The following is a 25,008-nucleotide window of genomic DNA, read 5'->3' as shown; positions in this document are numbered from 1 at the left end:
CTCAGTGCTCCCCGGTCTTCTCGGCCTGCGAGGCCTCGAGGTCAGCGAGGAAGCGGTCGACGACCGCGTTCGACTTGGCGTCGTCCTTCAGGGACTCGCCGATCACGCCGGACGCGAGGTCGAGGGCAAGGGTGCCCACCTCGGACCGGAGGGACTGGAGAGCGCTCTGACGCTCGGCCTCGATCTGCGCCTGGGCGTTCGCGGCGATGCGTGCTGCATCGGCCTGCGCCTGCTCGCGCAGCTCGTTGCCGATCGCGTTCGCGTCGGCACGGGCCTGCTCACGGATCCGCGACGCCTCGGCACGGGCCTCGGCGAGCTGCTTGTTGTACTCGTCGAGCGCGGCAGCAGCCTGCTCCTGAGCAGCCTCCGCCTTCTTGATGCCACCCTCGATGGCCTCGGTGCGCTCGTCGAGCATCTTCGTGATCCGCGGGATGATGACTCGCCAGAAGACCAGCAGGATGACGATGAACGCGACCAGCGACCAGACGATGTCGTACAGCGGCGGGACGAGGGGACTGTGCGTCTCCTCGGCCGCGATGATGAGTGCGTTCTGCATCGAGAGGCCTTAGTTGGTGAAGATGAAGTACGTGGCGATGCCGATGAAGGCGAGCGCCTCGGTGAAGGCGATACCGATGTACATGAGGGTCGTCAGACGGCCCTGGAGCTCCGGCTGGCGAGCGACGGACTCGATCGTCTTGCCGACGACGATGCCCACGCCGATGGCCGGGCCGATCGCCGCGAGGCCGTAGCCCACCGTCGCGATGTTGCCGGAGATTTCCGCGAGAACGGTCGTTGCGTCCACGTGTTTTCCTTTCAAGATGCGGCCCGGCGGATGCCGTGCCGTATTGGGGGTCAGTACAGGTCGTTGGTCAGTGCTCGTCAGCCAGCGCGAGCTGGATGTACACCGCGGTCAGCAGCATGAAGACGTAGGCCTGCAGCAGCGCGACCAGGATCTCGAAGAAGCTGAACGCGATGCCGAACGCGAGCGTCCCGACGCCGAAGAGCTTGAACAGGCCTTCGCTGTCGAAGAAGAAGAACTGCGTCGCAGCGAAGAACAGGACGAGCAGCAGGTGGCCGACGACCATGTTCATCAGGAGTCGCAGCGTCAGCGTCACCGGGCGGAGCACGAAGGTCGAGACGAGCTCGATCGGCGTCACGATGATGTAGAGCGGCCACGGGACCCCGGGCGGGAACAGCGCGTTGCGCAGGAACGTCCCGGGGTGCTTGCGGAGGCCCGCGTAGATGAACGCGATGTACGCGACGACCGCGAGGATCATCGGGTACGCGATGCGGCTCGTGCCCTGCAGGTTGAACCCGGGGATCAGACCCGTGAGGTTCAGGAACAGCACGGAGAAGAAGATCGTCGCGAGGATCGGCAGGAACCGCTTGCCGTCCTTCTCACCCAGGTTGTCGAAGGTGTTCCGGCGGACGACGTCGAACGCGTACTCGATGAGCGCCTGGCCGCGGCCGGGCACGAGCTTGAGCGAACGGGTCCCGATGATGCCGATCAGCAGCAGGACCGCGACGGCGACGAACCGGATGATGACGAGTCGGTCGATCTCGAAGGGCGTCCCCGCGAAGAAGATCGCATCCGGGAAGAACTCGTTGATCGACGGACCATGGAACTCGGCGGCCTTGCTGCTCCCCGCCGCGACGGTGTTACCCGCAGCGGTGAGGGACAGGGGAAGAGCGTGGGATAGCAGCGCTGTCTCCTGTGTCGGCGCGCGCACGCATGGCACGCGATGGTGGACGTTGTGGAGGCTCGTCCGCTCCGAGCATTGCTCCGGACGCGGACTCCGAGAAGCCTATCAGGTGCGAGAGGCTTCCCGGGCTCTCAGTTGCGGGGCGCGTCCTTCTCAGGAGACGCGGAGTCTCCGGGGAGGGACACCCCGATCGGGATGCGCGCCTTCGCGACGGCGACTACGTCGATCACGAGCGAGCCGACGACACCGACGATGATCGCGATCGCGAGGACCGGGAAGTCCACCCAGTCACGGTCCCGCAGCAGCACCAGCACGACGATGAAGACGATGAACTTCAGCAGCCAGGTGCCCATCACGATGCCGAAGAACGCACCGGAGATCATCTGGCCCTTCGACACCCGAAGGGCCACGAGCACGCTCACCGCGGTCAGCCCGAGGAACACCACGCTCAGGACGGCACCGAGCAGGCCGCCCACGAGCCCGGGGACGCCGGCGACGAGCAGTCCGACGACTCCCCCGACCACGGCGAGTCCCACTGCGAGGATCGCTCCCCAGGTGATGATGCGGCGGAACACCGGCCGGACGTGGTCGAGCGCGTTCGGTGCGGTCACGTGATGTCTCCTGGGATCGAGCGGTCGTTGGCGGCCCGGTCGAGCGGGTCGAGGCTGGCGTCCACCACGGCGGTGGAGCGGGTGGCGGCCTGGGCGGCGAACTCGGCGCGCTTTCGGCCGAGCGGGGCGAAGGTGGCGACGGCGCACACCGTGAAGCCGACGGCGACGAACACGACGACCCAGTACCAGTCCACGAAGAGGAACAGCAGACAGCCGACGGCGACCGTGGCCGTCCACGCGTAGAAGATCAGCACGGCGTGGAAGTGCGAGTGCCCCATGTCGAGCAGCCGGTGGTGCAGGTGCTTCCGGTCGGCCGAGAACGGCGACTTGCCGGCGCTCAAGCGTCGCGTGACGGCGAGGCCGAAGTCGAGGATCGGCACGATGAGGATCGCGAACGGCAGCAGGATCGGGATGAACGCGGGCAGGAGCGCCTGGCGCGTCTGCACCGCGGCGGGGTCGATGTTGCCCGTGACGGACACCGCGCTCGTCGCCATCAGGAAGCCCACGAGCAGGGCGCCGGCGTCCCCCATGAACAGCTTCGCCGGGTGCCAGTTCAGGATGAGGAACCCGAAGCAGGCGCCGACGAGCACCGCGGTCAGCAGTGACGGCAGGTTGAAGAAGAACTCGGTCTGCACGACCACGCGGTTGATGAAGAACGTGTACAGGAAGAACACGCCGCCGGCGATGATCGCGACGCCGGCCACCAACCCGTCGAGGCCGTCGATGAAGTTCACGGCGTTCATCACGAGCACCACCGCCAGCACGGTGAAGATCAGGCTCATGTAGGACGAGCCGACACCGAGCGTGTTGCCGATCGGCAGGGACACGATCGCCACGCCCTGCCACGCCAGGATGCCCGCGGCGATGATCTGCCCGGCGAGCTTCGTCATCCAGTCGAGGTCCCAGATGTCGTCCGCGACACCGAGGACCACGATGATCGTCGCTCCCCCGAGCACCGCGAGCACGCGTCCCGGTTCGGAGAACACGAGACGGAAGTAGTCCGTCCCGGCGATCGACGGGAAGAGGAACCACGCCGCGAGCAGGGACACGATGACGCCGATGTACATCGCGATCCCGCCGAGTCGCGGCGTCGGCGTGCGGTGCACGTCTCGCTCACGGACCTTCGGGTACCACTTGTACTTCAGCCCCAGCTTCCACACGAGCCAGCTGACGCAGAAGCTCACCACGGCCGCGATGGCACCGGCGAGCAGGTAGTACTTCATCCGACGAGGTCGGCTCCGACGACCCTGGTGATCTCGTCGTCCGAGATCACGCCGTGACGGACGATCAGGAGCTTCCCGCCGTCGGAGAGGCCCGTGGCGTCGACGATCGTCGAGCCCGTGGAGGCCTCGAACCCGTCGTGCGCCTCGATCGGGCCGCCGTCGAGGTACACGGCGACGCTGTCACCGAGCATGGCCTCGGCCTGGTCGGCGTCCATCGCTGCCGGGTCACCCGTGGAGTTCGCCGAGGACACCGCGAGCGGCCCCACTTCTTGCAGGAGTTCGAGCGCGATCCGGGAGTCCGGCATGCGGAGGGCGACGGTGCCGCGCGTCTCGCCGAGGTCCCAGTCGAGCGACGGCTGGGCGCGCAGGATCACGGTGAGACCGCCGGGCCAGAACTCGGCCACGAGGTCGCGCACCTGCTGCGGGATGTCGCTCGCCAGTGCCTCCAGGGTCGGCGGACCCGGGATCAGCACCGGCGGCGGCGACTGACGGGTGCGGCCCTTCGCGTCGAGCAGGCGCTGGACGGCGGCCGCGCTGAAGGCGTCCGCGGCCACGCCGTAGACGGTGTCGGTGGGGACGACGACGAGTTCTCCGCGCCCGAGGGCGGCACGTGCGAGCCGCATCCCGGTCAGGAGCCCGTCGGAGTCGGTGCAGTCGTATCGGGATGCCATGACTCGACGATGATAGTGCGACACAATGGGTGGCATCGTGAACGAGACGCCTGCGCCCCGACTCCTGTTCCTCTTCGACATGGACGAGGTCCTCGTGCGGTACGACTGGCAGGTGCGGATGGCCGCCCTCGCCGAGTTCACCGGGCACGACTTCCAGGAGCTCCGCCGCCGGTGGTGGGACTGCGGCAACGAGCAGCGCGCCGAGGCCGGCGGGTACGCCGACGGCGACGCGTACCTCGCCGCGTTCGAGGAGGCGATGGGCTGCGACGTGCCCGAGGCCGACTGGGCACGGATCCGCGGTGCCGCGATGACCGAGCTGCCCGAGCGCATCGAGGCGGTCCGCGTGGCGAGCGAGTACGGGCGGGTCGGTCTCCTCACGAACAACGGGCCATTGGCCGGCCGGTGGATCGACCGCTGGGCGCCGTCCCTGCCGCCGCTGTTCGGCGAGCACCTCGACACCACGAGCAACTTCCGGGCGCGGAAGCCCGAGCCCGAGGTGTTCCTCCGAGCGCTCGAACACCACGGCGTGCCTGCCGAGCGCACGTTCTTCGCGGACGACATGCCGATCAACGTCGAGGGCGCCCGGGGCGTCGGCATCCACGCCGTCCTGGTCGAGGAGCACACCGACCTGCGCGACGCGGTCCTCGCCTTCGTCGCGGAACAGCACGCCGCAGCCCCCGTCGCGTAGCACCGGGACCGCCACGCGATCCTTCCCATCGCGCGTGCGGTAGGAAGCGGAATCGCGCGTACCAGGTAGGAAGAAACGACCAGGTATGCGCGAAAGCGCTGACCACGCGCGGAACGGCCCACCTGACGGGGGTGGGCTTCACGGCTCGGGTGATCCGCGCCTCCAGGCCAGGACCGCCACGCGATCCTTCCCATCGCGCGTGCAGTAGGAAGCGGAATCGCGCGTACCAGGCAGGAACAAACGACCAGGTACGCGCGAAGACGCTGACCACGCGCGGAACGGCCCACCTGACGGGGGTGGGCTTCACGGCTCGGGTGATCCGCGCCTCCAGGCCAGGACCGCCACGCGATCCTTCCCATCGCGCGTGCAGTAGGAAGCGGAATCGCGCGTACCAGGCAGGAACAAACGGCCAACCACGCGCGAAAGCGCCCACCAAGCGCGAAAGCGCCCACCACGCGCGAAACGGCCCACAGCACCACACCCCACACCGGACTGGAGGCGCGGAGCGGCTCGGGCTAGCGGGTCGCGGTGGTCGTGCGGTCGCGTCCCGTCAGGTCCTGGTGCGTCTCCGGGGAACGGAACCCCCGGCGCGCCAGGACCTCGCGGACGCCGGCGCCCTGCGGCTCGGCGTGCTCGATCACGAGGACTCCCCCGGGAACGAGCAGACGCCACGCGGTCTCGGCCAGCGCACGCACGGCGTCGAGGCCGTCCGGCCCGCCGTAGAGCGCCATCGCCGGGTCGTGGTCGCGGACCTCGGGGTCGATCGGCACCGCGTCGTCCGGGACGTACGGCGGGTTCGACACGACGACCGACACGGTCCCGTCGAGTTCGGGCAGCGCGTCGGCGAGGTCGCCCTCGACGAGCCGCACCGTGCCGCCGTGGGACTCGACGTTGCGTCGGGTCCACGGGAGCGCCTCGGGCGACGCCTCGACCGCGTACACGACGGCGTTCGGCACCTCGGTGTCCATGGCGATCGCGATGGCACCGCTGCCGGAACCGAGGTCGACCGCGACCGGCTCCGGGACGGCGACCGCCCGGAGTGCGTCGATGCCGAACTGGACGACACCCTCGGTCTCGGGCCGCGGGACGAAGACGCCCGGGCCGACCGCCAGGGTGAGCGCGCGGAAGTACGCCTCGCCCGTGATGTGCTGCAGCGGCTCGCGGGTGGTGCGACGGGCGACGGCGTGCCGGAAGCGCTCGACGTGCTCGCGGGCGATCGCACCCCCGGTGAGCGCGCGGGCTTGGACGGCGCCGCGCGACGTGTCGGTCGCCCAGGCGAGAAGGAGTTCGGCGTCCACGCGCGGGGTCGGGACCCCGTGCGCGACGAGCGCAGCGGTCGCCTCGTCCAGGAGGCGATCCGCTGCGTACGTGGGCTGACTGTCGGAGGTGATCCGTGCCTCCAGGCGGGTCTAGGCGTCCTGGTCGCCGATGGCGGCCAGGCGTGCCTCTTCGTCCGCGCTGATGGCGGACTGGATGACGGGCTCGAGCGCACCGTTCATCACGCGGTCCAGGTCGTACGCCTTGTACCCGGTGCGGTGGTCCGCGATGCGGTTCTCCGGGAAGTTGTACGTGCGGATGCGCTCCGAACGGTCCATGCCACGGATCTGCGACTTGCGCGCGTCCGAGGCGATGGCGTCGAGTTCCTCCTGCTGCCGCGCGAGGATGCGGGCACGCAGGACGCGCATGCCGGCCTCACGGTTCTGCAGCTGCGACTTCTCGTTCTGCATCGCGACCGTGATGCCCGTGGGCAGGTGCGTGATGCGGACCGCGGAGTCCGTCGTGTTGACGGACTGACCGCCGGGGCCGGAGGACCGGTAGACGTCGATCTTGAGGTCGTTCTGGTTGATCTGGACCTCTTCGGGCTCGTCGACCTCGGGGAAGACGAGCACGCCCGTCGTCGAGGTGTGGATGCGCCCCTGGGACTCGGTCGCCGGCACACGCTGCACGCGGTGCACGCCGCCCTCGTACTTGAGGTGCGCCCAGACGCCCTGGGACGGGTCGGTCGCGTTCGACTTGATCGCGACCTGGACGTCCTTGTAGCCACCGAGGTCGGACTCGGTGCGCTCGAGCATCTCGATCTTCCAGCCATTGGACTCGGCGTAGTGCGAGTACATCCGCAGGAGGTCGGCTGCGAACAGCGCCGATTCCTCGCCGCCCTCGCCGCCCTTGATCTCCATGATCACGTCGCGCCCGTCGTCGGGGTCGCGCGGGATGAGCAGCCGTCGGAGACGCTCCTGGCGCTCCGACAGCTGCTCCTCGAGCGTCGGGACCTCGTCCGCGAACGCCTCGTCCTCGCGCGCGAGCTCCTGGGCGGCGGCGAGGTCGTCCCCCGCCGCCTTCCAGGCCTCGTACGCGGACTTGATCTGGTTGAGCTCGGCGTACCGCCGGTTCACCTTCTTCGCCCGGGCCGCATCGGCATGGAGCGCGGGGTCCGACAGCTGCTGCGTCAGGTCCTCGTGTTCCGCCAGCAGCCCTGCTACCGACTCGAACACGCGTTACTCCTGGTGACCGTTGTGGTGCCCGCCGGTCGTGGGGACCGACTTCTGCACCTGGACCAGGAACTCGACGTTCGACTGCGTCTCCTTGAGGTTCCGCAGCACGATCTCGAGGGCCTGCTGCGGGTCGAGCCCGGCGAGGGCACGACGCAGGCGCCACGTGATCTTGACCTCGTCCGCGGAGAGCAGCTGCTCCTCGCGACGGGTCCCGGAGGCGTTGACGTCGACGGCGGGGAAGATCCGCTTGTCGGCGAGGTGGCGGTTGAGGCGGAGCTCCATGTTCCCGGTGCCCTTGAACTCCTCGAAGATCACCTCGTCCATCTTCGACCCGGTCTCGACGAGCGCCGTGGCGAGGATGGTCAGTGAGCCGCCGTCTTCGATGTTGCGTGCGGCGCCGAAGAAGCGCTTCGGCGGGTACAGGGCCGACGAGTCGACGCCGCCGGAGAGCACGCGGCCGGAGGCCGGCGTCGCCAGGTTGTAGGCGCGGCCCAGGCGGGTGATCGAGTCGAGGAGCAGGACCACGTCGTGGCCGAGCTCGACGAGACGCTTCGCACGCTCGATGGCGAGCTCCGCGACCGTGGTGTGGTCCTCGGCCGGACGGTCGAAGGTCGAGGCGATGACCTCGCCCTTCACCGTGCGCTGCATGTCGGTGACCTCTTCGGGCCGCTCGTCCACCAGGACGACCATGAGGTGCGCCTCGGGGTTGTTCTTGGCGATCGCGTTCGCGATGGCCTGGAGCACGACCGTCTTGCCGGCCTTCGGCGGGGACACGATGAGGCCGCGCTGGCCCTTGCCGATCGGCGACACGAGGTCGATGATCCGCGTGCTGAGCTTGCCCGGCTCGGTCTCGAGGCGGAGGCGCTCGTTCGGGTACAGCGGGGTGAGGTCCTGGAAGTCGACGCGCGCGGCGGCCTCCTCAGCGGTCTGCCCGTTCACCGAGTCGACCTTCACGAGGGCGTTGTACTTCTGACGGCTCTGCTGCTCGTTGTCCCGCGGCTGCTTGATCGCGCCGACGACCGCGTCACCCTTGCGCAGGTGGTACTTCTTCACCTGGCCGAGCGAGACGTAGACGTCGTTCGGGCCCGGGAGGTAGCCCGAGGTCCGCACGAAGGCGTAGTTGTCGAGGACGTCGAGGATGCCCGCGATCGGGATGAGGACGTCGTCCTCGGTGATCTCCGGCTCGAACTCGTCGTTCTGACCGCCCCGGCCGCGCTTGCGGTCACGCTGGCGACGGCTGCGGCCGCCCTCGGTGTCGTCGGCGTTCTGCTGGGCCTGCTGCTGCTTCTGCTGCTGGCCCTGCTTCTGCTGCTGGCCGTTCTGCTGGCCGTTCTGCTTCTGCTCGTTCTTGTCGTCCTGCTGGGCGTTCTTCTGCTCGCCCTGCTGGCCGTTCTGGCCGTTCTTCTGGCCGTTGTCGTTCTTCTGGCCGTTGTCGTTCTTCTGAGCGTTGTCGCGGCCGTTCTGGTCGCCGCCCTGCTCGCCGTTCTCGGCGTTCTGCCCACGGCCACGACCGCGACCACGGCTGCGGCGGCCGCGACGCGAACCGCCCTCGCCCTGCTGGTCGTTCTGGTCGCCGTTGTCGGCGCCGTCCTGCGCGTCGCCGGACTGCTCCTGCTGGGGCTGGGACTGCGGGGCCTGGTCCTGCTGGTCGTTCGGCTGCTCGGCCTGCGGCGCGTTCTGCTGCTCGGCCTGCTGGTTCTGCTGGCCGTTCTGCTGGCCACGAGCCCCACGGCCGCGGCGCTGACCGCCGGCCTGGGCTGCTTCCTGGGCGTCCTTCTCGGCACGGACCTGGTCGAGGCCGGCGAGGAGGTCCTCGGTGCCGGTCTGGCCGTGGTTGGTGTGCTCGGCGGCCGAGGTCGGCTCCGCGCTCACGGTGCCGCCGGACGAGGCACGACGGGAGCGACGGGCACGCGAGGTGGGCTGCTGCTCGGCCGGGGCGTCGGCGGGGGTCTCGGTCGCCACGGGCGCTTCGGCGGCGGGGGCTTCGGTCGGCTCGGGCAGCGTCGGCTGCTCGACCGGTGCCGACGCCTGCGCCGCGGGGGCTGCGGGCGCTTCGGCCGCGGGGGCCTCGTCCGTCACGGGACGCTTGTCCTCGATCGAGGCGATGAGGTCGCCCTTGCGGAGCTTGGAGAGCCCGGTGATGCCGAGCGAGGAGGCGATGCGCTGGAGTTCCGGGAGCCGGAGGGCGCGCAGATCGCTGGGGATCTCCACCTGGGTGGAGTCGTTGACGTTCGTCAAGGTCGGTGTTTCCTTTCGAACCGCAGACCGCGGAGAGTTTCCACCGTCCCGGATGCACGGGTATGCATCGACCGCCGTTCAGACGACGGACCGGGATTCGGTGATCAGAAAGAGATTGCCCCCGCGCACCGGACCCTGCATGGCGAGGAACGTTCCTGCTGCCTACGCGGGTTCGGCTTGGAGCGCCGAGTGCGGCACCACTGTAGCACCACCCAGATCAACGGCCAGCATGAGCGCCCGCCAGTCGGATTCACCGTGTCGCGTCACCAGCTCGGCCGCGGTGAGGCGCTGACCCGGGTCGCTGCCGAGGACCAGGAGGCTCGGGCCGGCTCCCGAGACCACGGCCGCGAGACCGTGCTGCCGCAGCAGGCTGATCAGGGCGTCGGTCTCCGGCATCGCGCTCGCACGGTACGACTGGTGCAGCCGGTCCTCGGTCGCCGCCAGCAGCAGCTCGGGACTCTGGATGAGCGCCGCGACGAGGAGCGCCGAACGGGACACGTTGAACGCCGCGTCCTCGTGCGGCACGCTCGCGGGCTGCAGGGAGCGCGCGAGCTTCGTCGAGAGCGTGGACGTCGGCACGAAGACGACCGGCGACACACCGCGGTGTACCAGGAGCCGCTTGTACGCGGGGCCCTCTGCCGTCATCCACGCGATCGTGAGGCCGCCGAAGAGGGCGGGCGCCACGTTGTCCGGGTGCCCCTCCATCTCGGTCGCCAGGGTCAGCAGGGTCGAGGCGTCGAGGTCGACGACGCCCTCGAGCAGCCCGCGGGCGGCCATGAGTCCGGCGACGATCGCGGCGGCCGACGAGCCCATGCCGCGGCCGTGCGGGATGGCGTTGACGGCGTGCAGCTCGAGCCCGGGCTGCGGGACGCCGGCGTGCTCCAGCCCACGGCGGACCGCACGGACGACCAGGTTGTCGTCGTCCGTGGCGACCTCGCCGGCCCCCACGCCGTCGACCGTGACGGTCGCGCCGGCTTCCGGACGGACGCGGACGACGACCTCGTCGTAGAGCGAGAGCGCCAGGCCGAGCGAGTCGAAGCCGGGGCCGAGGTTCGCCGAGGTGGCCGGGACGCGGACACGGACCGCCCGTCCGGCCGGTACAGCGATCTGGGCGGTCATGCCCTCCCCCGGTCCGGACGAGCGGTCGAGGCTCACTCGGAGCCGACCAGTCCGAGCACGTCGGCGACCGACTTCGTGTCGACGGGGACGCTCGTCGGGGCGACCTCGCCGCCGTCCTGCGTGCGGAGGGCCCACTGCGGGTCCTTGAGGCCGTGGCCGGTCACCGTGATGACGACCTTCGCACCCTTCGGCACGATGCCGGCGTCGGCACGCTCGAGCAGGCCGGCGACACCGATCGCGGAGGCCGGCTCGACGAACACGCCGACCTCGGCGGAGAGGATGCGATGCGCAGCGAGGATGGCCTCGTCGGTGATGGCGCCGAAGTAGCCGTCGGTCTCGTCACGGGCCTCGAGCGCGAACTCCCACGACGCGGGGTTGCCGATGCGGATCGCCGACGCGATGGTGTCCGGGTTGCGGACGACCTCACCACGGACGATCGGGGCAGAGCCGGCGGCCTGGAAGCCGAACATGCGCGGGAGCTTCGTGGAGCGGCCCGCGGCGACGTCCTCGCGGTAGCCGCGCGAGTACGCGGTGTAGTTGCCCGCGTTGCCGACGGGCAGGAAGTGGAAGTCCGGCGCGTCACCGAGCACGTCGACGACCTCGAACGCGGCGGTCTTCTGTCCCTCGATGCGGTCGTTGTTGACGGAGTTCACGAGGTGCACCGGGTAGTTCGCCGCCAGGTCGCGGGCGATGTCGAGGCAGTCGTCGAAGTTGCCCTGGACCTGCAGCAGCTGGGCGTCGTGCGCGACGGCCTGGCTGAGCTTGCCCATGGCGATCTTGCCCTCGGGCACGAGGACCGCGGCCGTGATGCCGGCGTGCGTGGCGTACGCGGCGGCGGACGCGCTGGTGTTGCCGGTCGAGGCGCAGATGACGGCCTTCGCACCGTGCTCGACGGCCTTCGAGATCGCCATCGTCACACCGCGGTCCTTGAAGGAACCGGTCGGGTTCATGCCCTCGAACTTGACGTAGACCTCGGCGCCCGTGCGCTCGGACAGGCGGCGCGCCGGGATGAGGGGCGTCCCACCCTCACCGAGCGTGACGACGGGCGTCGCTTCGGTGACGTCGAGACGGTCGGCGTACTCGCGCAGGACTCCCTGCCACTGGTGGGCCATGAGGCTCCCCTTCTTCTTCGTTCGAAAGCTGGTGTGTCGTCAGACGTCGGCGTCAGGCGCCGACGACCCGCAGGACGCTCGTGACCTCGACGACGACGTCCTCGTTGCGGAGTGCCACCACGGTCGAGGCCAGGTCGGACTCGCGCGCCAGGTGCGTCCCGATCACGAGGGTCGCCGTCGCGTCGGAGCCCGAAGCCACGGTCTGCTCGACGGTCTCGACGCTGACGCCGTGCTTCGCCAGGACGCCGGCGACGGTCGACAGCACGCCGGGGGCGTCCGTGACGTGCAACGTGATCTGGTAGCGGGTGCGGACGGTGCCGATCGGGAAGACGGGCAGGTCGGCCTGCGTCGACTCGGCGACACCGGGGCCGCCGATGACGTGCCGGCGCGCGGCGGACACCAGGTCACCGAGGACGGCCGACGCGGTCTCGACACCACCGGCACCGGCGCCGTAGAACATCAGGTCACCGGCGGCCTCGGCCTCGACGAACACGGCGTTCTTCGCGCCGTGCACGCTCGCGAGCGGGTGCGACTCGGGCACGAGCGCCGGGTAGACACGGGCGCTGACGCCCTCGGTGCCGTCCGCGTCGGTCAGGCGCTCGGCGGTCGCGAGGATCTTCACGACGTACCCGGCCTTGCGCGCGGCGCGGACCTGCTCGATCGTGACCGAGGTGATGCCCTCGCGGTGCACGGCGGCGAGCGGGACGGAGGTGTGGAACGCGAGCGACGCCAGGATCGCGGCCTTCTGCGCGGCGTCGTAGCCCTCGACGTCCGCGGTCGGGTCGGCCTCGGCGTAGCCCAGCTCGGTGGCCGTGGCGAGGGCGTCCTCGAACGTCGCGCCCTCCCGGTCCATCAGGTCGAGGATGAAGTTCGTGGTGCCGTTGACGATGCCCATGATGCGCACGATGCGGTCACCGGCGAGCGAGTCGTGCAACGGGCGGATGATCGGGATCGCACCGGCGACGGCGGCCTCGTAGTAGAGCTGTGCGCCGACCTGCTCGGCCGCTGCGAAGAGCTCCGGGCCGTGGGTCGCCAGGAGCGCCTTGTTGCCCGTCACGACGTCGGCGCCGGACTGCAGTGCCTGGAGGACGAGCGTGCGCGCGGGCTCGATGCCGCCGATCAGCTCGATGACGATGTCCGCACCGAGGATCAGCGACTCCGCGTCCGTCGTGAAGAGCTCCTTCGGCAGGTCGACGTCGCGCGGGGCGTCGACGTCGCGGACGGCGATCCCCACGAGTTCGAGGCCGGCGCCGGCACGCGAGGCCAGCTCGTCGCCGTGTTCGAGGAGCAGCCGGGCGACCTGGGAGCCGACCGAGCCGGCTCCGAGCAGCGCGACGCGGACGTTGCGGTATTCGATCATCTGGTGCGGGTCCTGTTCGTGGGGAGTCGGGTCGGGTCGGGGACGTCAGGCCCCCGGCGCGACCCCGGTGTCGCGGGCGAGGAGGTCGTCGATCGACTCGCCACGCACGAGGATACGGGTAGTGCCGTCGGCGACCGCCACGACCGGCGGGCGGCCGACGTGGTTGTAGTTGCTCGCCAGGCTCCAGCAGTAGGCACCGGTGGCCGCGACGGCGAGCAGGTCGCCGCGGTGCACGTCCCCGGGCAGGTACTCGTCGTTCACGACGACGTCGCCGCTCTCGCAGTGCTTGCCGACGACGCGGGTGAGGACCGCCGGGGCGTCCGAGGTGCGGGCGAGCCGAGCCGTGTAGTCGGCGCCGTACAGCGCGGGCCGGGCGTTGTCGCTCATGCCGCCGTCGACCGAGACGTAGGTGCGCGTGGCGGAGACCCCTCGCGCGCCGGATGCGTCGGACGACTCGTCCGTGAGCGTCACGGGCTTGATGGTCCCGACCCGGTACAACGTGATGCCGGCCGGCCCGACGATGTACCGCCCGGGCTCGACCGCGATCTCCGGCACCGGGATGTCCCGCTCGCTGCAGGCCTCGGCGACGATGGTGGCGAGCGCCTCGGCGACGTCCTCGGGCTCGAACGCCGAGTCGGCCTCGGTGTAGTCGATGCCCCAGCCGCCACCGAGGTTGAGCTCCGGCACCGGGCCGGTCGCCACGAGCGTCGCGTGGACGTCCATCAGGCGTCGCGCGGCCTCGCGGAAGCCGGACTCGTCGAAGATCTGCGAGCCGATGTGCGAGTGCAGGCCGACGAACGCGAGCGAGGACTCCGCACGGACGGCCTCGGCCGCCGCCACCGCCTCGGTCAGCGGGATGCCGAACTTCTGGTCCTCCCGCGCGGTGGCGAGGTACTCGTGCGTCGAGGCGTGCACACCGCTGTTGATCCGGATGCGGACGCGCTGCACGATCCCGGCGTCCGCCGCGGCACGGGCGACGCGCTGCACTTCCTCGTGGCTGTCGAGGACGATGGTGCCCACGCCGACCTCGACCGCGCGTGTGATCTCGGCGTCGGACTTGTCGTTGCCGTGGAAGCCCAACAGCGCCGGGTCGATGCCGCCGGCCAGCGCCACCGCGAGTTCGCCGCCGGTGCAGACGTCGACGCGGAGGTCCGCCTCGGCCATCCACGCCACGACCTGCGTCGTCAGGAAGGCCTTGCCGGCGTAGTAGACGTGCGCCCGGGTGCCGATGCGCTCGAACGCCTCGGTGAACGCGTTCCGCACGCGCACGGCACGGGACTGCACGTCGCGTTCGTCCACCACGTAGAGCGGGGTGCCGTACTGCGCGACGAGGTCGGACGCCGTCACACCGCCGACGACGAGGTCGCCGTCGTCGGTCCGCGTCGCGGACGCGGGCCAGATGCGCGCCTCGAGCGCGGAGGGGTCCGTCGGGAACCGCAGTCGCTGCGGGGCAAGGGGGTTCTCGCTCACGGGACCCGATCCTACCGAGCCGAGCCGTGCCTCCAGGCCGCGTTACGCGGCCAGGCGACTACGAGCACTTCCCGACCGTCTGCAGCCCTGCCTCGTTGAGCGGCAGCGAATCGGCCGTGACGCGGACCGACGCGTCCGACGCGGTGATGTCGAGCGACCGGACGCGCAGCTGCGACGGCAGGAACTGCGCGGTGCAGACCTGGACGGGCACGTTCGTGACACCAGGGATCGAGTCGACCTTCAGCCCGAGGGCCGAGTTCGTGATCCGCACTGTCTTCGGCGTGATGGTGATGCCCGTGCCGTCGTCCTGCGCGACGACGTCGCCCTTCGCCGCGTAGGTGATGTCGTAGCCGAGCACCGCGGTCTTGCCGGACAGCTCGACGCCGCCGTCGACCAGGCTCAACCGGTCGAACAGCGGGCTGTACTTCGACAGCTCCTTCACCGACCCGGCGGCGAGCGTCACGTGCCCGTCGACGTCGCGCACGTCGCCCTTGCCGTCGATGGGCACGTCGTGCGCGGTGACGTCGGCGGCGAGCGGGATCCCGTCGATGGTGAGCTTCTGCGAGGAGATCTCGACGTCGTCGAGCTTCCCGCCGATGAGCTGCGGGATGACGATGCCGTTCGCGTGCGCCTCGACCTCACCGGTCGCGCCGGAGGGCAGCGACTGCTCGACCTGCTGGGCGATGATGCGGTCGACGACCCCGCGGAGGACGAACTCGGCGATCACGACGAGCGCCGCGAGGACGACCACGACGACGATCAGGACGACGGGCCAGCGACGGCGCTTCCGGGGGGTCTCGGTGGCGGCGGACATGCGTCCCACCCTGCCAGGTGGTCCCGTGGGCGGGCCTGGAGGCACGGCGCCGGTCCGGCGCGTCGGCTGCGGTCGTGCGGGTCGTGCGGGTGCGCGGGTCGTGCGGGTGCGCGGGTGGCCCGGGTGCGCGGCTTCGCGCCCCGTCACGAACATCGCGCCCCGTTGTGACGGGGCGCGATGTTCGTGCGGGGGCGCGATCGGCAGCGCGGCGCGCAGCGGTCGCTACATGCGGGTCGGCGCGCTCACGCCGAGCAGGCCCAGACCGTTGCGGACGACCTGGCCCGTGGCGTCGTTCAGCCAGAGGCGCGTGCGGTGCAGGTCCGTCACGGCCTCGTCGCCGAGGGGCGTCACCCGGCAGGCGTCGTACCAGCGGTGGTACAGGCCGGCGAGCTGCTCGATGTACCGCGCGATGCGGTGCGGCTCCCGGAGTTCGGCGGCCTGACGCACCACGCGCGGGTACTCCGCCAGCGCGCCGAGGAGGGCGCCCTCGGTGTCGTGCGTCAGGAGCGAGGCGTCGAAGGCCGAACGATCCACCCCGGCGGTCGCGGCGTTGCGGGCCACCGACTGCGTGCGGGCGTGGGCGTACTGCACGTAGAAGACCGGGTTGTCGTTGGTGCGCTTGACGAGCAGGTCGAGGTCGATGTCGATCGCGGTGTCGCTGGCGAACCGGACGAGCGAGTACCGGCCGGCGTCCACACCCACGGCGTCGACGAGGTCCTCCATCGTGACGATCGTGCCCGCGCGCTTCGACATGCGCATCGGCTCGCCGTCCTTGAGCAGGTTGACCATCTGCCCGATGAGGATCTCGAGGTTCTTGCCCGGCTCGTCCCCGAACGCGGCGCACATCGCCATCATCCGGCCGACGTAGCCGTGGTGGTCCGCGCCGAGCATGATCAGGTTCCGCTCGAAGCCGCGCTCGCGCTTGTCGAGGTAGTACGCCAGGTCGCCCGCGATGTACGCCGGCTCGCCGTCGGACTTGATGACGACGCGGTCGCGGTCGTCGCCGAAGTCGGTCGTCCGGAGCCACTCGGCACCATCGGCCTCGTACATCACGCCCGCCGAGCGGAGCCGCTCGATGGCGCGCTCGACGGCCTTCGACTCGTGCAGCGCGTTCTCGTGGAAGTACACGTCGAAGTCGACGCCGAAGTCGTGCAGCGAGGCCTTGATGTCCGCGAACATGAAGTCCACGCCCTCGCGCCGGAAGACCTCCTGCGCCTCGTCGCGCGGGAGGTCCTTCACGTCGATCGACGGGTCCAGCGTGGCGATGACCCGCGCCGCGATGTCGGAGATGTAGGCGCCGCCGTAGCCGTCCTCCGGCGTGGGCTCCCCCAGCGCCGAGGCGACGAGGGACCGGGCGAACCGGTCGATCTGCGCGCCGTGGTCGTTGAAGTAGTACTCCCGCGTGACGAGGCCGCCCTGCGCCTGGAACACCCGCGCCAGCGAGTCGCCGACCGCTGCCCAACGCACACCACCCATGTGGATCGGGCCGGTCGGGTTCGCCGACACGAACTCCAGGTTGATCCGGACCCCGTCGTAGAGGTCGCCGTGACCGAAGGACTCGCCGCCCTCGACGATCGTGCGGGCGATCTCACCGGCGGCCGCGGCCTCGAGCGTGATGTTGATGAACCCGGGTCCGGCGACGTCGACCGAGGCCACGCCGTCCAGCTCGGTGAGCTCGCCGGCGATCTCCGTCGCGAGCTCGCGCGGGTTCGTGCCGAGGCGCTTCGCGAGCTGCATCGCCGCGTTCGAGGCCCAGTCGCCGTGTGCACGGTTCTTCGGACGCTCGAGGGCCACATGGGACTCCCCGATCGTCACGGTGTCGGACGCGCCGCGTCGCTCGACGATCCCGGTCAGGATCGACAGGTACGCAGCGGAGAGTTCGGCAGGAGTCACGAGGATCGAGTCTACCGGGACACGCAGGCGGCTCCGGGCCGATGCCCGAGCCCGTGCACCATCATGTCGGGATGACCTCCCGCAGCCGCGCCCGGGCGATCAGCGTCGCCGCGCTCGCCCTCTCCGCGTCCCTCGCCCTCGTGGCGTGCTCCGGGGGCGGCGGTTCTGACGACGCCAGCCCCACTGCGACCGCGGCACCGGTCGGCAAGCGCGTCGCCCAGACCTGCGGGGAGCTCCTGCCGTCGGGATCGCTCGACGTCTACGGGACGACCTTCACCATCGACAGCGACTACGAGCCCGAGAAGGGGTCGCCGGCCGCCCGGATCGCCCAGCAGCGCGGCCGCGTGTGCCACTGGACGGCGGCCGACGACGCCTCGACGACGATCACCCTGGCCGTCGCGGACCTGCCTGAGAAGTCGCTCACGAACCTCAAGGACGCCCTCTACGAGCGGGGCGGTTCCGTGCCGACCTACCGCGTCGAGGGGTACTTCTCGCTGACCGACGGCGTCGGCCGCGCCGACGCCTTCGCGGACCCGTACTGGATCACCGCGACGTCCACGCTCTTCACCGAGCCCGGCGGCGCGCAGCCCGTCATCGACGCGGTGCGGGAGGTCGTGCAGCCGAACGGCTCGGCGACGCCGGCCGGCTGAGCCGACCACCACCCGACTGGAGGCACGGTGCGGGCCCGCCACGCGCCTCCCGTCCGACACGCGTGGTCTCGGACACCGGCGCCGACCTGCTACGGTTGTTCCCACCCAGGGCCCCCATAGCTCAGGGGATAGAGCACTGCCCTCCGGAGGCAGGGGCGGAGGTTCGAATCCTCCTGGGGGCACAGTTACATTCCCACGCAGGCTGTCACATTCCCGCGCAAGCAGACGTCTTCGCTTCGCTCAGTCGGCTGCGCGCGATGTCGGCTTCGCCGACCTTCCCTCCGGGGCCGGTTGGGCCGGGTGCCCTCCGGTACCGTCGAACCATGACGATGGCGTTTCCGGAACCTGAGGTTGCTGCGCTCCGCGGCGGGTCCGTGCTGGGGTGGGGTGTGATCGGGTCCGGGGTGATCGCGGGCGACTTCACGAGCACGCTGCACGCCAACTCGGACCAGCGGGTCGTGGCCGTCGGCTCCCGCTCCCCCGAGCGCGCCGCCGCCTTCGCCGCACGGCACGGGATCGCCGGCGCGCACGGCTCGTACGAAGCACTGGTGGCCGACCCGGCGGTGGACGTCGTCTACGTCGCGTCCCCGCACCCGCAGCACCTCGAGCACGCGCTGCTCGCGATCGCCGCCGGCAAGCACGTCCTCGTCGAGAAGCCGATGACCACGTCCGAGGCCGACACGCGCACCCTCGCGGCAGCGGCCCGCGACGCCGGGGTGTTCGCGATGGAGGCGATGTGGACGCGCTACCTGCCCGGCACCACCGTCGTGGCGCGGCTCCTCGCGGACGGTGCCCTCGGTGACGTCCGACTGGCGACCGTCGACGTCGGCTGGCCGCACGACCCCGACCCGTCGGACCGGATGTTCGACCCCGCCGCAGGCGGGGGTGCGCTCCTCGACGCCGGTGTGTACGGGCACTGGTTCGCACGCTTCGCCACCGGCGCCCCGGTGACCAGCAGCACGACGGGGGCGCTGTCGGATCGCGGGGTGGACCTCCAGTCGGTCACCGTGTCGACGGCGGACGGTGGCGCGCAGTCGGTGGTGACCACGTCGATGACGGCGTGGACACCGGGCCTGGCGGTCATCGCGGGCAGCCGCGCGACGGTCCGGTGGACCGACCACTTCGTGTTCCCGGCATCGTTCGCGCTGCACCACGGAGCCGACGCGGAGCACTGGGAGGACCCGAGCGGCCTCCGCGGTCGGCAGGGGCTCGTCTGGCAGGCCGCCGCGCTCGCCCGGTACGTCGAAGAGGGACGGACCGAGTCGCCGGTGCACTCGCTCGACGACTCCATCGGTGTGGCGGCCGCGCTCGACGCCGCCCGTGTCGCACTCGGGCCGACCCCGGCTGTTCCCCAGCGCGTCACGTCGACCCCCTAGGATCACCGGCCGGTCGTCCTGCACGCGACCGGGAAGAGGACTCGATGACCAGCGCCACCGGGAACCCGCAGCTCGAACTCGCCCGCGGCGAGCACGCACCGGCACCGCGGACGCTGCTCGACGTCCTCACGGCCACGGCCGAGGAGCACCCCGACGCCCTCGCGCTCGAGGACCCCGCCGGGACGATCGACTACGCCACGCTGGTGCGGCTCGTGCACGAGCGGGCCGACGACCTGGCGCGTCGCGGTGTCCGGCGCGGCGACCGGGTCGGCGTGCGGATCCCGTCCGGTGGCCGTGACCTCTACGTGTCGATCCTGGCCGTGCTCGCCGCCGGTGCCGCGTACGTCCCGGTGGACGCCGACGACCCGGAGGAACGGGCGACGCTCGTGTTCGGCGAGGCCCGGGTGGTCGGGGTCATCGGCGCGAGCGGCGTGCTCCGTCGCGACGGAGCACCGGACGCCGAGCCCTCCCCCGTCGTCGACCCCGCGGCGAGCGCCGAGGCCCCGACGACGGACGACGACGCCTGGATCATCTTCACGTCGGGGTCGACCGGTGTGCCGAAGGGCGTCGCGGTGACGCACCGTTCCGCGGCGGCGTTCGTGGACGCCGAAGCGCGGATGTTCCTGCAGCCGGCGCCGATCGGTCCCGGTGACCGGGTGCTGGCCGGGCTGAGCGTGGCGTTCGACGCGTCGTGCGAGGAGATGTGGTTGGCGTGGGGACACGGTGCGTGCCTGGTCCCGGCACCGCGGTCGCTCGTGCGGACGGGTGTGGACCTGGGGCCGTGGCTCATCGCCCACGGGATCACGGTGGTGTCGACCGTGCCGACCCTGGCGGCGCTGTGGCCGGACGACGCCCTGGAGCAGGTGCGGCTGGTGATCTTCGGGGGCGAGGCGTGCCCGCCGGAGCTCGCGGCGCGCATCGCGAGCCGGGACCGCGAGGTCTGGAACACGTACGGGCCGACGGAGGCGACGGTGGTGGCGTGCGGGGCCCTGCTGGACGGGAGCACGCCGATCCGGATCGGACTGCCGTTGGACGGGTGGGACCTGGCGGTCGTGGACGCCGCGGGGCAGCGGGTCGAGCCCGGTGGGGTCGGTGAGCTGGTGATCGGTGGTGTCGGGCTCGGGCGGTACCTGGACCCGGCGAAGGACGCGGAGAAGTACGCGCCGTTCCCGGAGCTCGGGTGGGAGCGGGCGTACCGGAGCGGCGACCTGGTGCGGTACGACCCTGAGGGGCTCGTCTTCCAGGGGCGCGCGGACGACCAGGTGAAGCTCGGTGGCCGGCGGATCGAACTCGGGGAGATCGACGCGGCACTGCAGGCGCTCGACGACGTCGCGGGTGGGGCCGCGGTGGTGCAGCGGACGCCGGCGGGCAACCAGGTGCTGGTGGGGTACGTGGCTCCGGTGGCGGGTGGGTCGGTGGACGTGGCGGCGGCGAACGCCCGGCTGCGCGAGGAGCTCCCGGCGGCGCTGGTGCCCCTGGTGGCGGTGGTGGAGTCGCTGCCGACGCGGACCTCGGGGAAGGTGGACCGGGCGGCGTTGCCGTGGCCGCTGCCGGGGTCCTCCGACGCGGCGATGCTGCCGGACACGGTGGCGTGGATCGCCGAGCGGTGGTCGGCGATCCTCGGGGTCCCGGTGGCGAGTGTCGACGACGACTTCTTCGCGCACGGTGGCGGGTCCCTGACGGCGGCGCAGCTGGTGTCGGCGATCCGGGAGCGGTTCCCGACGACGACGGTGGCGGACGTGTACGACCACCCGCGGATCGGGGCGCTGGCGGATGCACTGGACGACTCCGGCCCGGTGGTGTCGGTCCCTCGCGACGTCCGTCCGGTGCCCCCGGCGACGGGTCTGGTGATGACGCTGCTCGGCGTGCCGGTGCAGGTGCTGCGCGGGCTCCGGGTGCTCACGTGGACCGCGCTCGTGGCTGCGGTGCTGCACGCCACGACGCTGCCGTTCGTCCCGGTGCTGCCGTGGCCGGTGCTGGTGGTCGCACTGCTGCTCTTCGTGACCCCGGTGGGGAAGATGGCGGTGACGGTCGTGCTGGCGCGGCTGATCCTCGTCGGTGTCCGTCCGGGCGATCACCCCCGTGGTGGGTCGGTGCACGTGCGGGTCTGGTTGGCGGAGCGGATCGCCGAGGCGGTGGACGGCCCGTCGACGTCGGGGGCGCCGTGGATCAGCTACTACGCGCGGGCCCTCGGGGCGCGGATCGGCAAGGGCGTCGACCTGCACACGCTGCCGCCGGTGACCGGGATGCTGACGATCGGCAAGCGTGCGTCGATCGAGCCCGAGGTCGACCTGGCGGGCCACTGGGTGGACGGGGACGTGTTCCGGATCGGACGGGTCCGGGTGGACGCGGACGCGGTGGTGCACAGCCGCACGACGCTGCTGCCGGGGGCGCACGTCGGTGCGGGTGCCGAGGTCGAGGCGGGTTCGGCCGTCGCCGGCCGGGTCCCGGACGGGGAGCGCTGGGCGGGTTCGCCGGCGGAACGCGTCGGGTCGGCTCGACACGACCGGGAGGCACGGCCGCCGTCGCGACGTCGGTGGCTGCTGGCGTACGGGGCCGGGTCCGTGGCCGTGGCCGGGTTGCCGGTGCTGGGTGTCGCTTCCGGGGTGGCGGTGGCGTGGTTCCTCGTGGGGTCGGCGTCTTCCCTCGGTGACGCGGTGCTGCGCGCGCTGGTGTGGGTGCCGCTCGCGACGGTCGTCGCCGGTGCGGTGTACGCGGCGTTGGTCGTCGGCACGGTCCGGCTGCTCGGCATCGGCCTGCACGAGGGCCGGCACCCGGTGCGTTCCCGGATCGGCTGGCAGGTGTGGTGCACCGAGCGGGTCCTGGACGCCGCGCGCACGCTCCTGTTCCCGCTGTACGCGTCGCTCGTGACCCCGGTGTGGTTGCGGCTGCTCGGGGCACGGGTGGGGCGGAACACCGAGATCTCCACGGTCCTGCTCATCCCGGCGCTGACGCAGATCGCGTCGGGGGCGTTCCTGGCCGACGACACCATGGTGGCGACGTACGAGCTCGGCGGCGGCCGGGTGCGGATCGGTCGGTCGAAGGTCGGGCGGCGGGCGTTCCTCGGCAACAGCGGCATGACGGGTGCGGGCCGTTCGGTGCCGCGGGAGGCCTTGGTGGCGGTGCTGTCCGCCGTGCCGAAGAAGGCGAAGCGCGGCTCGTCGTGGCTCGGGTCTCCCCCGGTGCGGCTCCGTCGCGCCACGGCGGAGTTCGACGAGGAGCGCACGTTCCGGCCGCCGCGGTCCCTCAAGGTCGCCCGGGGCTGCTGGGAGCTGCTGCGGCTCGTCGCCCCGATGGTGTCGGCGGGGCTGGCGCTCGGCGTCGTCGGGTCCCTGCTCGCGCTGTGGTCCGCGGTGGGCATCGGGTGGACGGTGCTGCTCGCCGGGCCCGTCCTCATCGTCGCCGGGGCCGTGGCCGCCGTGGTGTCGACGATCGCGAAGTGGGTGTTCGTCGGCCGGATCGCCGCGCGGGAGCACCCCCTGTGGTCGTCGTTCGTGTGGCGGAACGAGGTGCAGGACACGTTCGTCGAGACGGTCGCCCGGCCGTGGTTCGCCGAGCAGGCCACGGGCACCCCGGCACTGGCCGCGTGGCTGCGGAGCCTCGGGGCGACGATCGGTCGCGGCACCTGGCTCGAGACGTACTGGCTCCCGGAGGCCGACCTCGTCACGATCGGCGACGGCGCCTCGGTGGCACGAGGGACGGTCGTCCAGACGCACCTGTTCCACGACCGGGTGATGCAGCTCGACGAGGTCCGCCTCGATGCCGGTGCCACGCTCGGCCCGCACAGCGTGGTCCTGCCCGCGGCGGGCATCGGTACGGGTGCCACGGTCGGGCCGGCGTCGCTCGTGATGCGCGGCGAGCAGGTGCCCGGTGGGACGCACTGGGCGGGCAACCCGATCGCTCCGTGGACATCTGCGCCGCCGGTGCCCGCCGCGCCGTCCGCGGCAGGCGTCAGCGTGGCAGACTTGCCGGCACCGTGAAGCCCGCCTCGACGAACCAAGACGCCGACCCGTACACCCCGCACAGCGGTGATCGGCGGTGGAGCGCCCGACACTACGACCTCCGCCTCGAGTACCGAGTCGCCACGAACCGGCTCGACGGCACCGCCACCGTCATGGCGCAGGCCGACACGGCCCTCGACCGGATCGTGCTCGACCTGCACGGACTCACGGTGGACCGCGTGGACGTCGACGGCCGCCGAGCGAAGAAGACCTCGACCGCGACCCACAAGCTGACCGTGACCCCCGCCGAGCCGATCGCCGCCGGTACCGAGTTCACCGTCCACGTGAAGTACCGCGGCACCCCGCACCCGCTGCGGAGCCCGTGGGGCCAGATCGGCTGGGAGGAACTGACCGACGGTGTCATCGTCGCTGCGCAGCCGACCGGCGCACCCTCGTGGTTCCCGTGCAACGACCGGCCGGACGACAAGGCCACCTACCGGTTCGAGATCACCGCCGAGGCCGCCTACGACGTCCTCGCGAACGGCGACCTGCTCGGCAAGGAGCGCGCCCGTGCCGGCACCACCTGGACCTACGCCACGACCGACCCGATGGCCACCTACCTCGCGACCGTGCAGATCGGTCGGTACCGCACCACGAAGCTCCGCGGCTCGGACGTTCCCGTCACCCTGCACCACCCCGCCGACCTCGCAGGCGCCGCGAAGACGGACTTCGGGAAGGTGCCGGACATGCTCGCCCTGTACGCCGACCGGTTCGGGCCGTACCCGTTCCCGGCGTACGGCGTCGTGGTGACCGACGACGACCTGGAGATCCCGCTCGAGGCGCACGGCCTCGCGGTCTTCGGCCGGAACCACGTCGACGGCGAGCACGGCACCGACCGACTCATCGCCCACGAGCTGGCCCACCAGTGGTTCGGCAACTCGGTGACCGTCGCCCGGTGGCGGGACATCTGGCTGCACGAGGGGTTCGCCTGCTACGCGGAGTGGCTGTGGTCCGAGCACCGCGGCGGTGCCTCCGCGGACGACCTCGCACAGCGGTACCGCGACGGGCTCCTCGAGCAGCCGCAGGACCTCGTGGTGGGCGACCCGGGCGCGAAGGACATGTTCGACGACCGCGTCTACAAGCGCGGCGCACTCGCCCTGCACGCCGTCCGCCGGTCGATCGGTGACGACGCGTTCTTCACGGGGCTCCGGACGATCACCGAGCGGCACCGGCACGACACGGTGCAGCCGGACGACGTGCTCAGCGCGTTCGCTGATTCCGCTGGCACCACCGTCGACGCGGTGCGCGCGGTCACGGCGCCGTGGATCGACGAACCGGGCGTCCCCGAAGTCGCCTAACCCGCGGCCGCGGTACCGGCCAGGTCAGGCTCACAGCTGACCTCGGCCCACACGGCGTCGAGCGACAGCCCGACGACCCCGGCGACCGACGCGATCGTGGAGAACGCCGGCGTCGCGATGCGTCCGGTCTCGATCTTCCGGAGCGTCTCGGGCGAGATCCCGGCCGCGAGCGCGGTGTCGAGCATGGAACGCGGACCCCGTGCACGGCGGAGGAGCGCTCCGAGGCGACGCCCACGGGCGACCTCGTCGGGGCTGAGCGGGAGACGGACCATGCGGCCATACTAATACC

Annotated in this window: 21 protein-coding genes and 1 tRNA gene; 6 read left to right on the top strand and 16 right to left on the bottom strand. The window is 71.3% G+C overall.

Going from position 1 to position 25,008, the window contains the following annotated elements:
* Position 1: 1 nt before the first annotated feature.
* The 6 genes from FS532_RS00980 to FS532_RS00955 all read right to left on the bottom strand — a co-directional run bounded on the left by FS532_RS00980 (position 2) and on the right by FS532_RS00955 (position 4,208).
* Positions 2 to 556, bottom strand: coding sequence for a F0F1 ATP synthase subunit B (locus tag FS532_RS00980; RefSeq protein WP_144749552.1), 555 nt, complete (start codon positions 554 to 556; stop codon positions 2 to 4).
* A 9-nt stretch (positions 557 to 565) separates the two neighbouring features.
* Complete coding sequence (gene atpE, locus FS532_RS00975) at positions 566 to 802, bottom strand: ATP synthase F0 subunit C (protein ID WP_070416292.1); 237 nt, start codon at positions 800 to 802, stop codon at positions 566 to 568.
* A 67-nt stretch (positions 803 to 869) separates the two neighbouring features.
* The gene (gene atpB, locus FS532_RS00970; RefSeq protein WP_144749550.1) at positions 870 to 1,730 is read right to left on the bottom strand and encodes a F0F1 ATP synthase subunit A; all 861 of its coding nucleotides are present in this window, start codon (positions 1,728 to 1,730) and stop codon (positions 870 to 872) included.
* 104 nt (positions 1,731 to 1,834) lie between these two features.
* Positions 1,835 to 2,314, bottom strand: a complete 480-nt coding sequence (locus FS532_RS00965) for a hypothetical protein (RefSeq protein WP_260852477.1) — start codon at positions 2,312 to 2,314, stop codon at positions 1,835 to 1,837.
* Positions 2,311 to 3,537, bottom strand: coding sequence for an MraY family glycosyltransferase (locus FS532_RS00960; protein WP_144749548.1), 1,227 nt, complete (start codon positions 3,535 to 3,537; stop codon positions 2,311 to 2,313). The genes FS532_RS00965 and FS532_RS00960 overlap by 4 nt, the downstream gene beginning before the upstream one ends.
* Positions 3,534 to 4,208 carry an L-threonylcarbamoyladenylate synthase gene (locus FS532_RS00955; RefSeq protein WP_144749546.1) on the bottom strand — a complete coding sequence of 225 codons (675 nt, stop codon included), beginning with the start codon at positions 4,206 to 4,208 and terminating at the stop codon, positions 3,534 to 3,536. The genes FS532_RS00960 and FS532_RS00955 overlap by 4 nt, the downstream gene beginning before the upstream one ends.
* 37 nt (positions 4,209 to 4,245) lie before the next feature.
* Here FS532_RS00955 and FS532_RS00950 point away from each other — a divergent pair, with 37 nt between their 5' ends.
* Positions 4,246 to 4,896: an HAD-IA family hydrolase gene (locus tag FS532_RS00950; RefSeq protein WP_260852476.1), complete on the top strand. Its 651-nt coding sequence runs from the start codon at positions 4,246 to 4,248 to the stop codon at positions 4,894 to 4,896.
* 515 nt (positions 4,897 to 5,411) lie between these two features.
* On the opposite strand, the gene prmC is transcribed toward FS532_RS00950, so the two are convergent.
* From prmC to argS, 9 genes are all read right to left on the bottom strand, one after another.
* Entirely contained in the window at positions 5,412 to 6,287 is an 876-nt protein-coding gene (gene prmC, locus FS532_RS00945; protein ID WP_144749541.1) for a peptide chain release factor N(5)-glutamine methyltransferase, read from the bottom strand.
* An 18-nt stretch (positions 6,288 to 6,305) separates the two neighbouring features.
* Positions 6,306 to 7,388 carry a peptide chain release factor 1 gene (gene prfA / locus FS532_RS00940; protein WP_144749539.1) on the bottom strand — a complete coding sequence of 361 codons (1,083 nt, stop codon included), beginning with the start codon at positions 7,386 to 7,388 and terminating at the stop codon, positions 6,306 to 6,308.
* A 3-nt stretch (positions 7,389 to 7,391) separates the two neighbouring features.
* Positions 7,392 to 9,626 (bottom strand): transcription termination factor Rho, encoded by a 2,235-nt coding sequence (gene rho, locus FS532_RS00935; protein ID WP_144749537.1) that lies wholly within the window; start codon positions 9,624 to 9,626, stop codon positions 7,392 to 7,394.
* Positions 9,627 to 9,788: 162 nt separating this feature from the next.
* The gene (thrB, locus tag FS532_RS00930) at positions 9,789 to 10,745 is read right to left on the bottom strand and encodes a homoserine kinase (RefSeq protein ID WP_144749535.1); all 957 of its coding nucleotides are present in this window, start codon (positions 10,743 to 10,745) and stop codon (positions 9,789 to 9,791) included.
* A gap of 32 nt (positions 10,746 to 10,777) precedes the next feature.
* Positions 10,778 to 11,857 (bottom strand): threonine synthase, encoded by a 1,080-nt coding sequence (gene thrC / locus FS532_RS00925; protein ID WP_144749533.1) that lies wholly within the window; start codon positions 11,855 to 11,857, stop codon positions 10,778 to 10,780.
* Positions 11,858 to 11,909: 52 nt separating this feature from the next.
* Positions 11,910 to 13,217: a homoserine dehydrogenase gene (locus tag FS532_RS00920; protein ID WP_144749531.1), complete on the bottom strand. Its 1,308-nt coding sequence runs from the start codon at positions 13,215 to 13,217 to the stop codon at positions 11,910 to 11,912.
* A gap of 45 nt (positions 13,218 to 13,262) precedes the next feature.
* The gene (gene lysA / locus FS532_RS00915; protein WP_144749529.1) at positions 13,263 to 14,687 is read right to left on the bottom strand and encodes a diaminopimelate decarboxylase; all 1,425 of its coding nucleotides are present in this window, start codon (positions 14,685 to 14,687) and stop codon (positions 13,263 to 13,265) included.
* A gap of 58 nt (positions 14,688 to 14,745) precedes the next feature.
* A complete protein-coding gene (locus tag FS532_RS00910) occupies positions 14,746 to 15,501 on the bottom strand; it encodes an LmeA family phospholipid-binding protein (protein WP_186321858.1) in 756 nt (251 codons plus the stop codon).
* A 222-nt stretch (positions 15,502 to 15,723) separates the two neighbouring features.
* Positions 15,724 to 17,394 carry an arginine--tRNA ligase gene (gene argS, locus FS532_RS00905; RefSeq protein ID WP_144749525.1) on the bottom strand — a complete coding sequence of 557 codons (1,671 nt, stop codon included), beginning with the start codon at positions 17,392 to 17,394 and terminating at the stop codon, positions 15,724 to 15,726.
* Between the two features lie 71 nt (positions 17,395 to 17,465).
* On the opposite strand from argS, the gene FS532_RS00900 reads away from it, so the two are divergent.
* From FS532_RS00900 to FS532_RS00880, 5 genes are all read left to right on the top strand, one after another.
* Positions 17,466 to 18,044, top strand: coding sequence for a hypothetical protein (locus FS532_RS00900; protein WP_144749523.1), 579 nt, complete (start codon positions 17,466 to 17,468; stop codon positions 18,042 to 18,044).
* A 110-nt stretch (positions 18,045 to 18,154) separates the two neighbouring features.
* A tRNA-Arg gene (locus FS532_RS00895) sits at positions 18,155 to 18,226 on the top strand.
* Positions 18,227 to 18,367: 141 nt separating this feature from the next.
* Entirely contained in the window at positions 18,368 to 19,420 is a 1,053-nt protein-coding gene (locus FS532_RS00890) for a Gfo/Idh/MocA family protein (RefSeq protein ID WP_260852471.1), read from the top strand.
* A gap of 44 nt (positions 19,421 to 19,464) precedes the next feature.
* Complete coding sequence (locus tag FS532_RS00885) at positions 19,465 to 23,400, top strand: Pls/PosA family non-ribosomal peptide synthetase (RefSeq protein WP_144749521.1); 3,936 nt, start codon at positions 19,465 to 19,467, stop codon at positions 23,398 to 23,400.
* Positions 23,397 to 24,719: a M1 family metallopeptidase gene (locus FS532_RS00880; RefSeq protein WP_260852470.1), complete on the top strand. Its 1,323-nt coding sequence runs from the start codon at positions 23,397 to 23,399 to the stop codon at positions 24,717 to 24,719. Before FS532_RS00885 ends, FS532_RS00880 begins: the two co-directional genes overlap by 4 nt.
* Here FS532_RS00880 and FS532_RS00875 read toward each other — a convergent pair.
* The gene (locus FS532_RS00875; protein ID WP_144749519.1) at positions 24,716 to 24,991 is read right to left on the bottom strand and encodes a helix-turn-helix domain-containing protein; all 276 of its coding nucleotides are present in this window, start codon (positions 24,989 to 24,991) and stop codon (positions 24,716 to 24,718) included. The two genes, FS532_RS00880 and FS532_RS00875, sit on opposite strands and share 4 nt — an antisense overlap.
* Between the last annotated feature and the right edge of the window lie 17 nt (positions 24,992 to 25,008).

Source organism: Curtobacterium pusillum, assembly GCF_007673235.1.
GTDB classification, from domain to species: Bacteria; Actinomycetota; Actinomycetes; order Actinomycetales; family Microbacteriaceae; genus Curtobacterium; species Curtobacterium pusillum_C.
This window is presented reverse-complemented; position numbering and strand designations above follow the sequence as displayed.

What these genes read in the sequence shown, in the direction of transcription:
- FS532_RS00900 (WP_144749523.1), top strand. Translation starts at nt 17,466, where the DNA reads ATGACCTCCCGCAGCCGCGCCCGGGCGATCAGCGTCGCCGCGCTCGCC.
- thrC (WP_144749533.1), bottom strand. Translation starts at nt 11,857, where the DNA reads ATGGCCCACCAGTGGCAGGGAGTCCTGCGCGAGTACGCCGACCGTCTC.
- FS532_RS00980 (WP_144749552.1), bottom strand. Translation starts at nt 556, where the DNA reads ATGCAGAACGCACTCATCATCGCGGCCGAGGAGACGCACAGTCCCCTC.
- FS532_RS00875 (WP_144749519.1), bottom strand. Translation starts at nt 24,991, where the DNA reads ATGGTCCGTCTCCCGCTCAGCCCCGACGAGGTCGCCCGTGGGCGTCGC.
- FS532_RS00890 (WP_260852471.1), top strand. Translation starts at nt 18,368, where the DNA reads ATGACGATGGCGTTTCCGGAACCTGAGGTTGCTGCGCTCCGCGGCGGG.
- thrB (WP_144749535.1), bottom strand. Translation starts at nt 10,745, where the DNA reads ATGACCGCCCAGATCGCTGTACCGGCCGGACGGGCGGTCCGTGTCCGC.
- FS532_RS00955 (WP_144749546.1), bottom strand. Translation starts at nt 4,208, where the DNA reads ATGGCATCCCGATACGACTGCACCGACTCCGACGGGCTCCTGACCGGG.
- FS532_RS00960 (WP_144749548.1), bottom strand. Translation starts at nt 3,537, where the DNA reads ATGAAGTACTACCTGCTCGCCGGTGCCATCGCGGCCGTGGTGAGCTTC.
- FS532_RS00885 (WP_144749521.1), top strand. Translation starts at nt 19,465, where the DNA reads ATGACCAGCGCCACCGGGAACCCGCAGCTCGAACTCGCCCGCGGCGAG.
- FS532_RS00910 (WP_186321858.1), bottom strand. Translation starts at nt 15,501, where the DNA reads ATGTCCGCCGCCACCGAGACCCCCCGGAAGCGCCGTCGCTGGCCCGTC.
- FS532_RS00920 (WP_144749531.1), bottom strand. Translation starts at nt 13,217, where the DNA reads ATGATCGAATACCGCAACGTCCGCGTCGCGCTGCTCGGAGCCGGCTCG.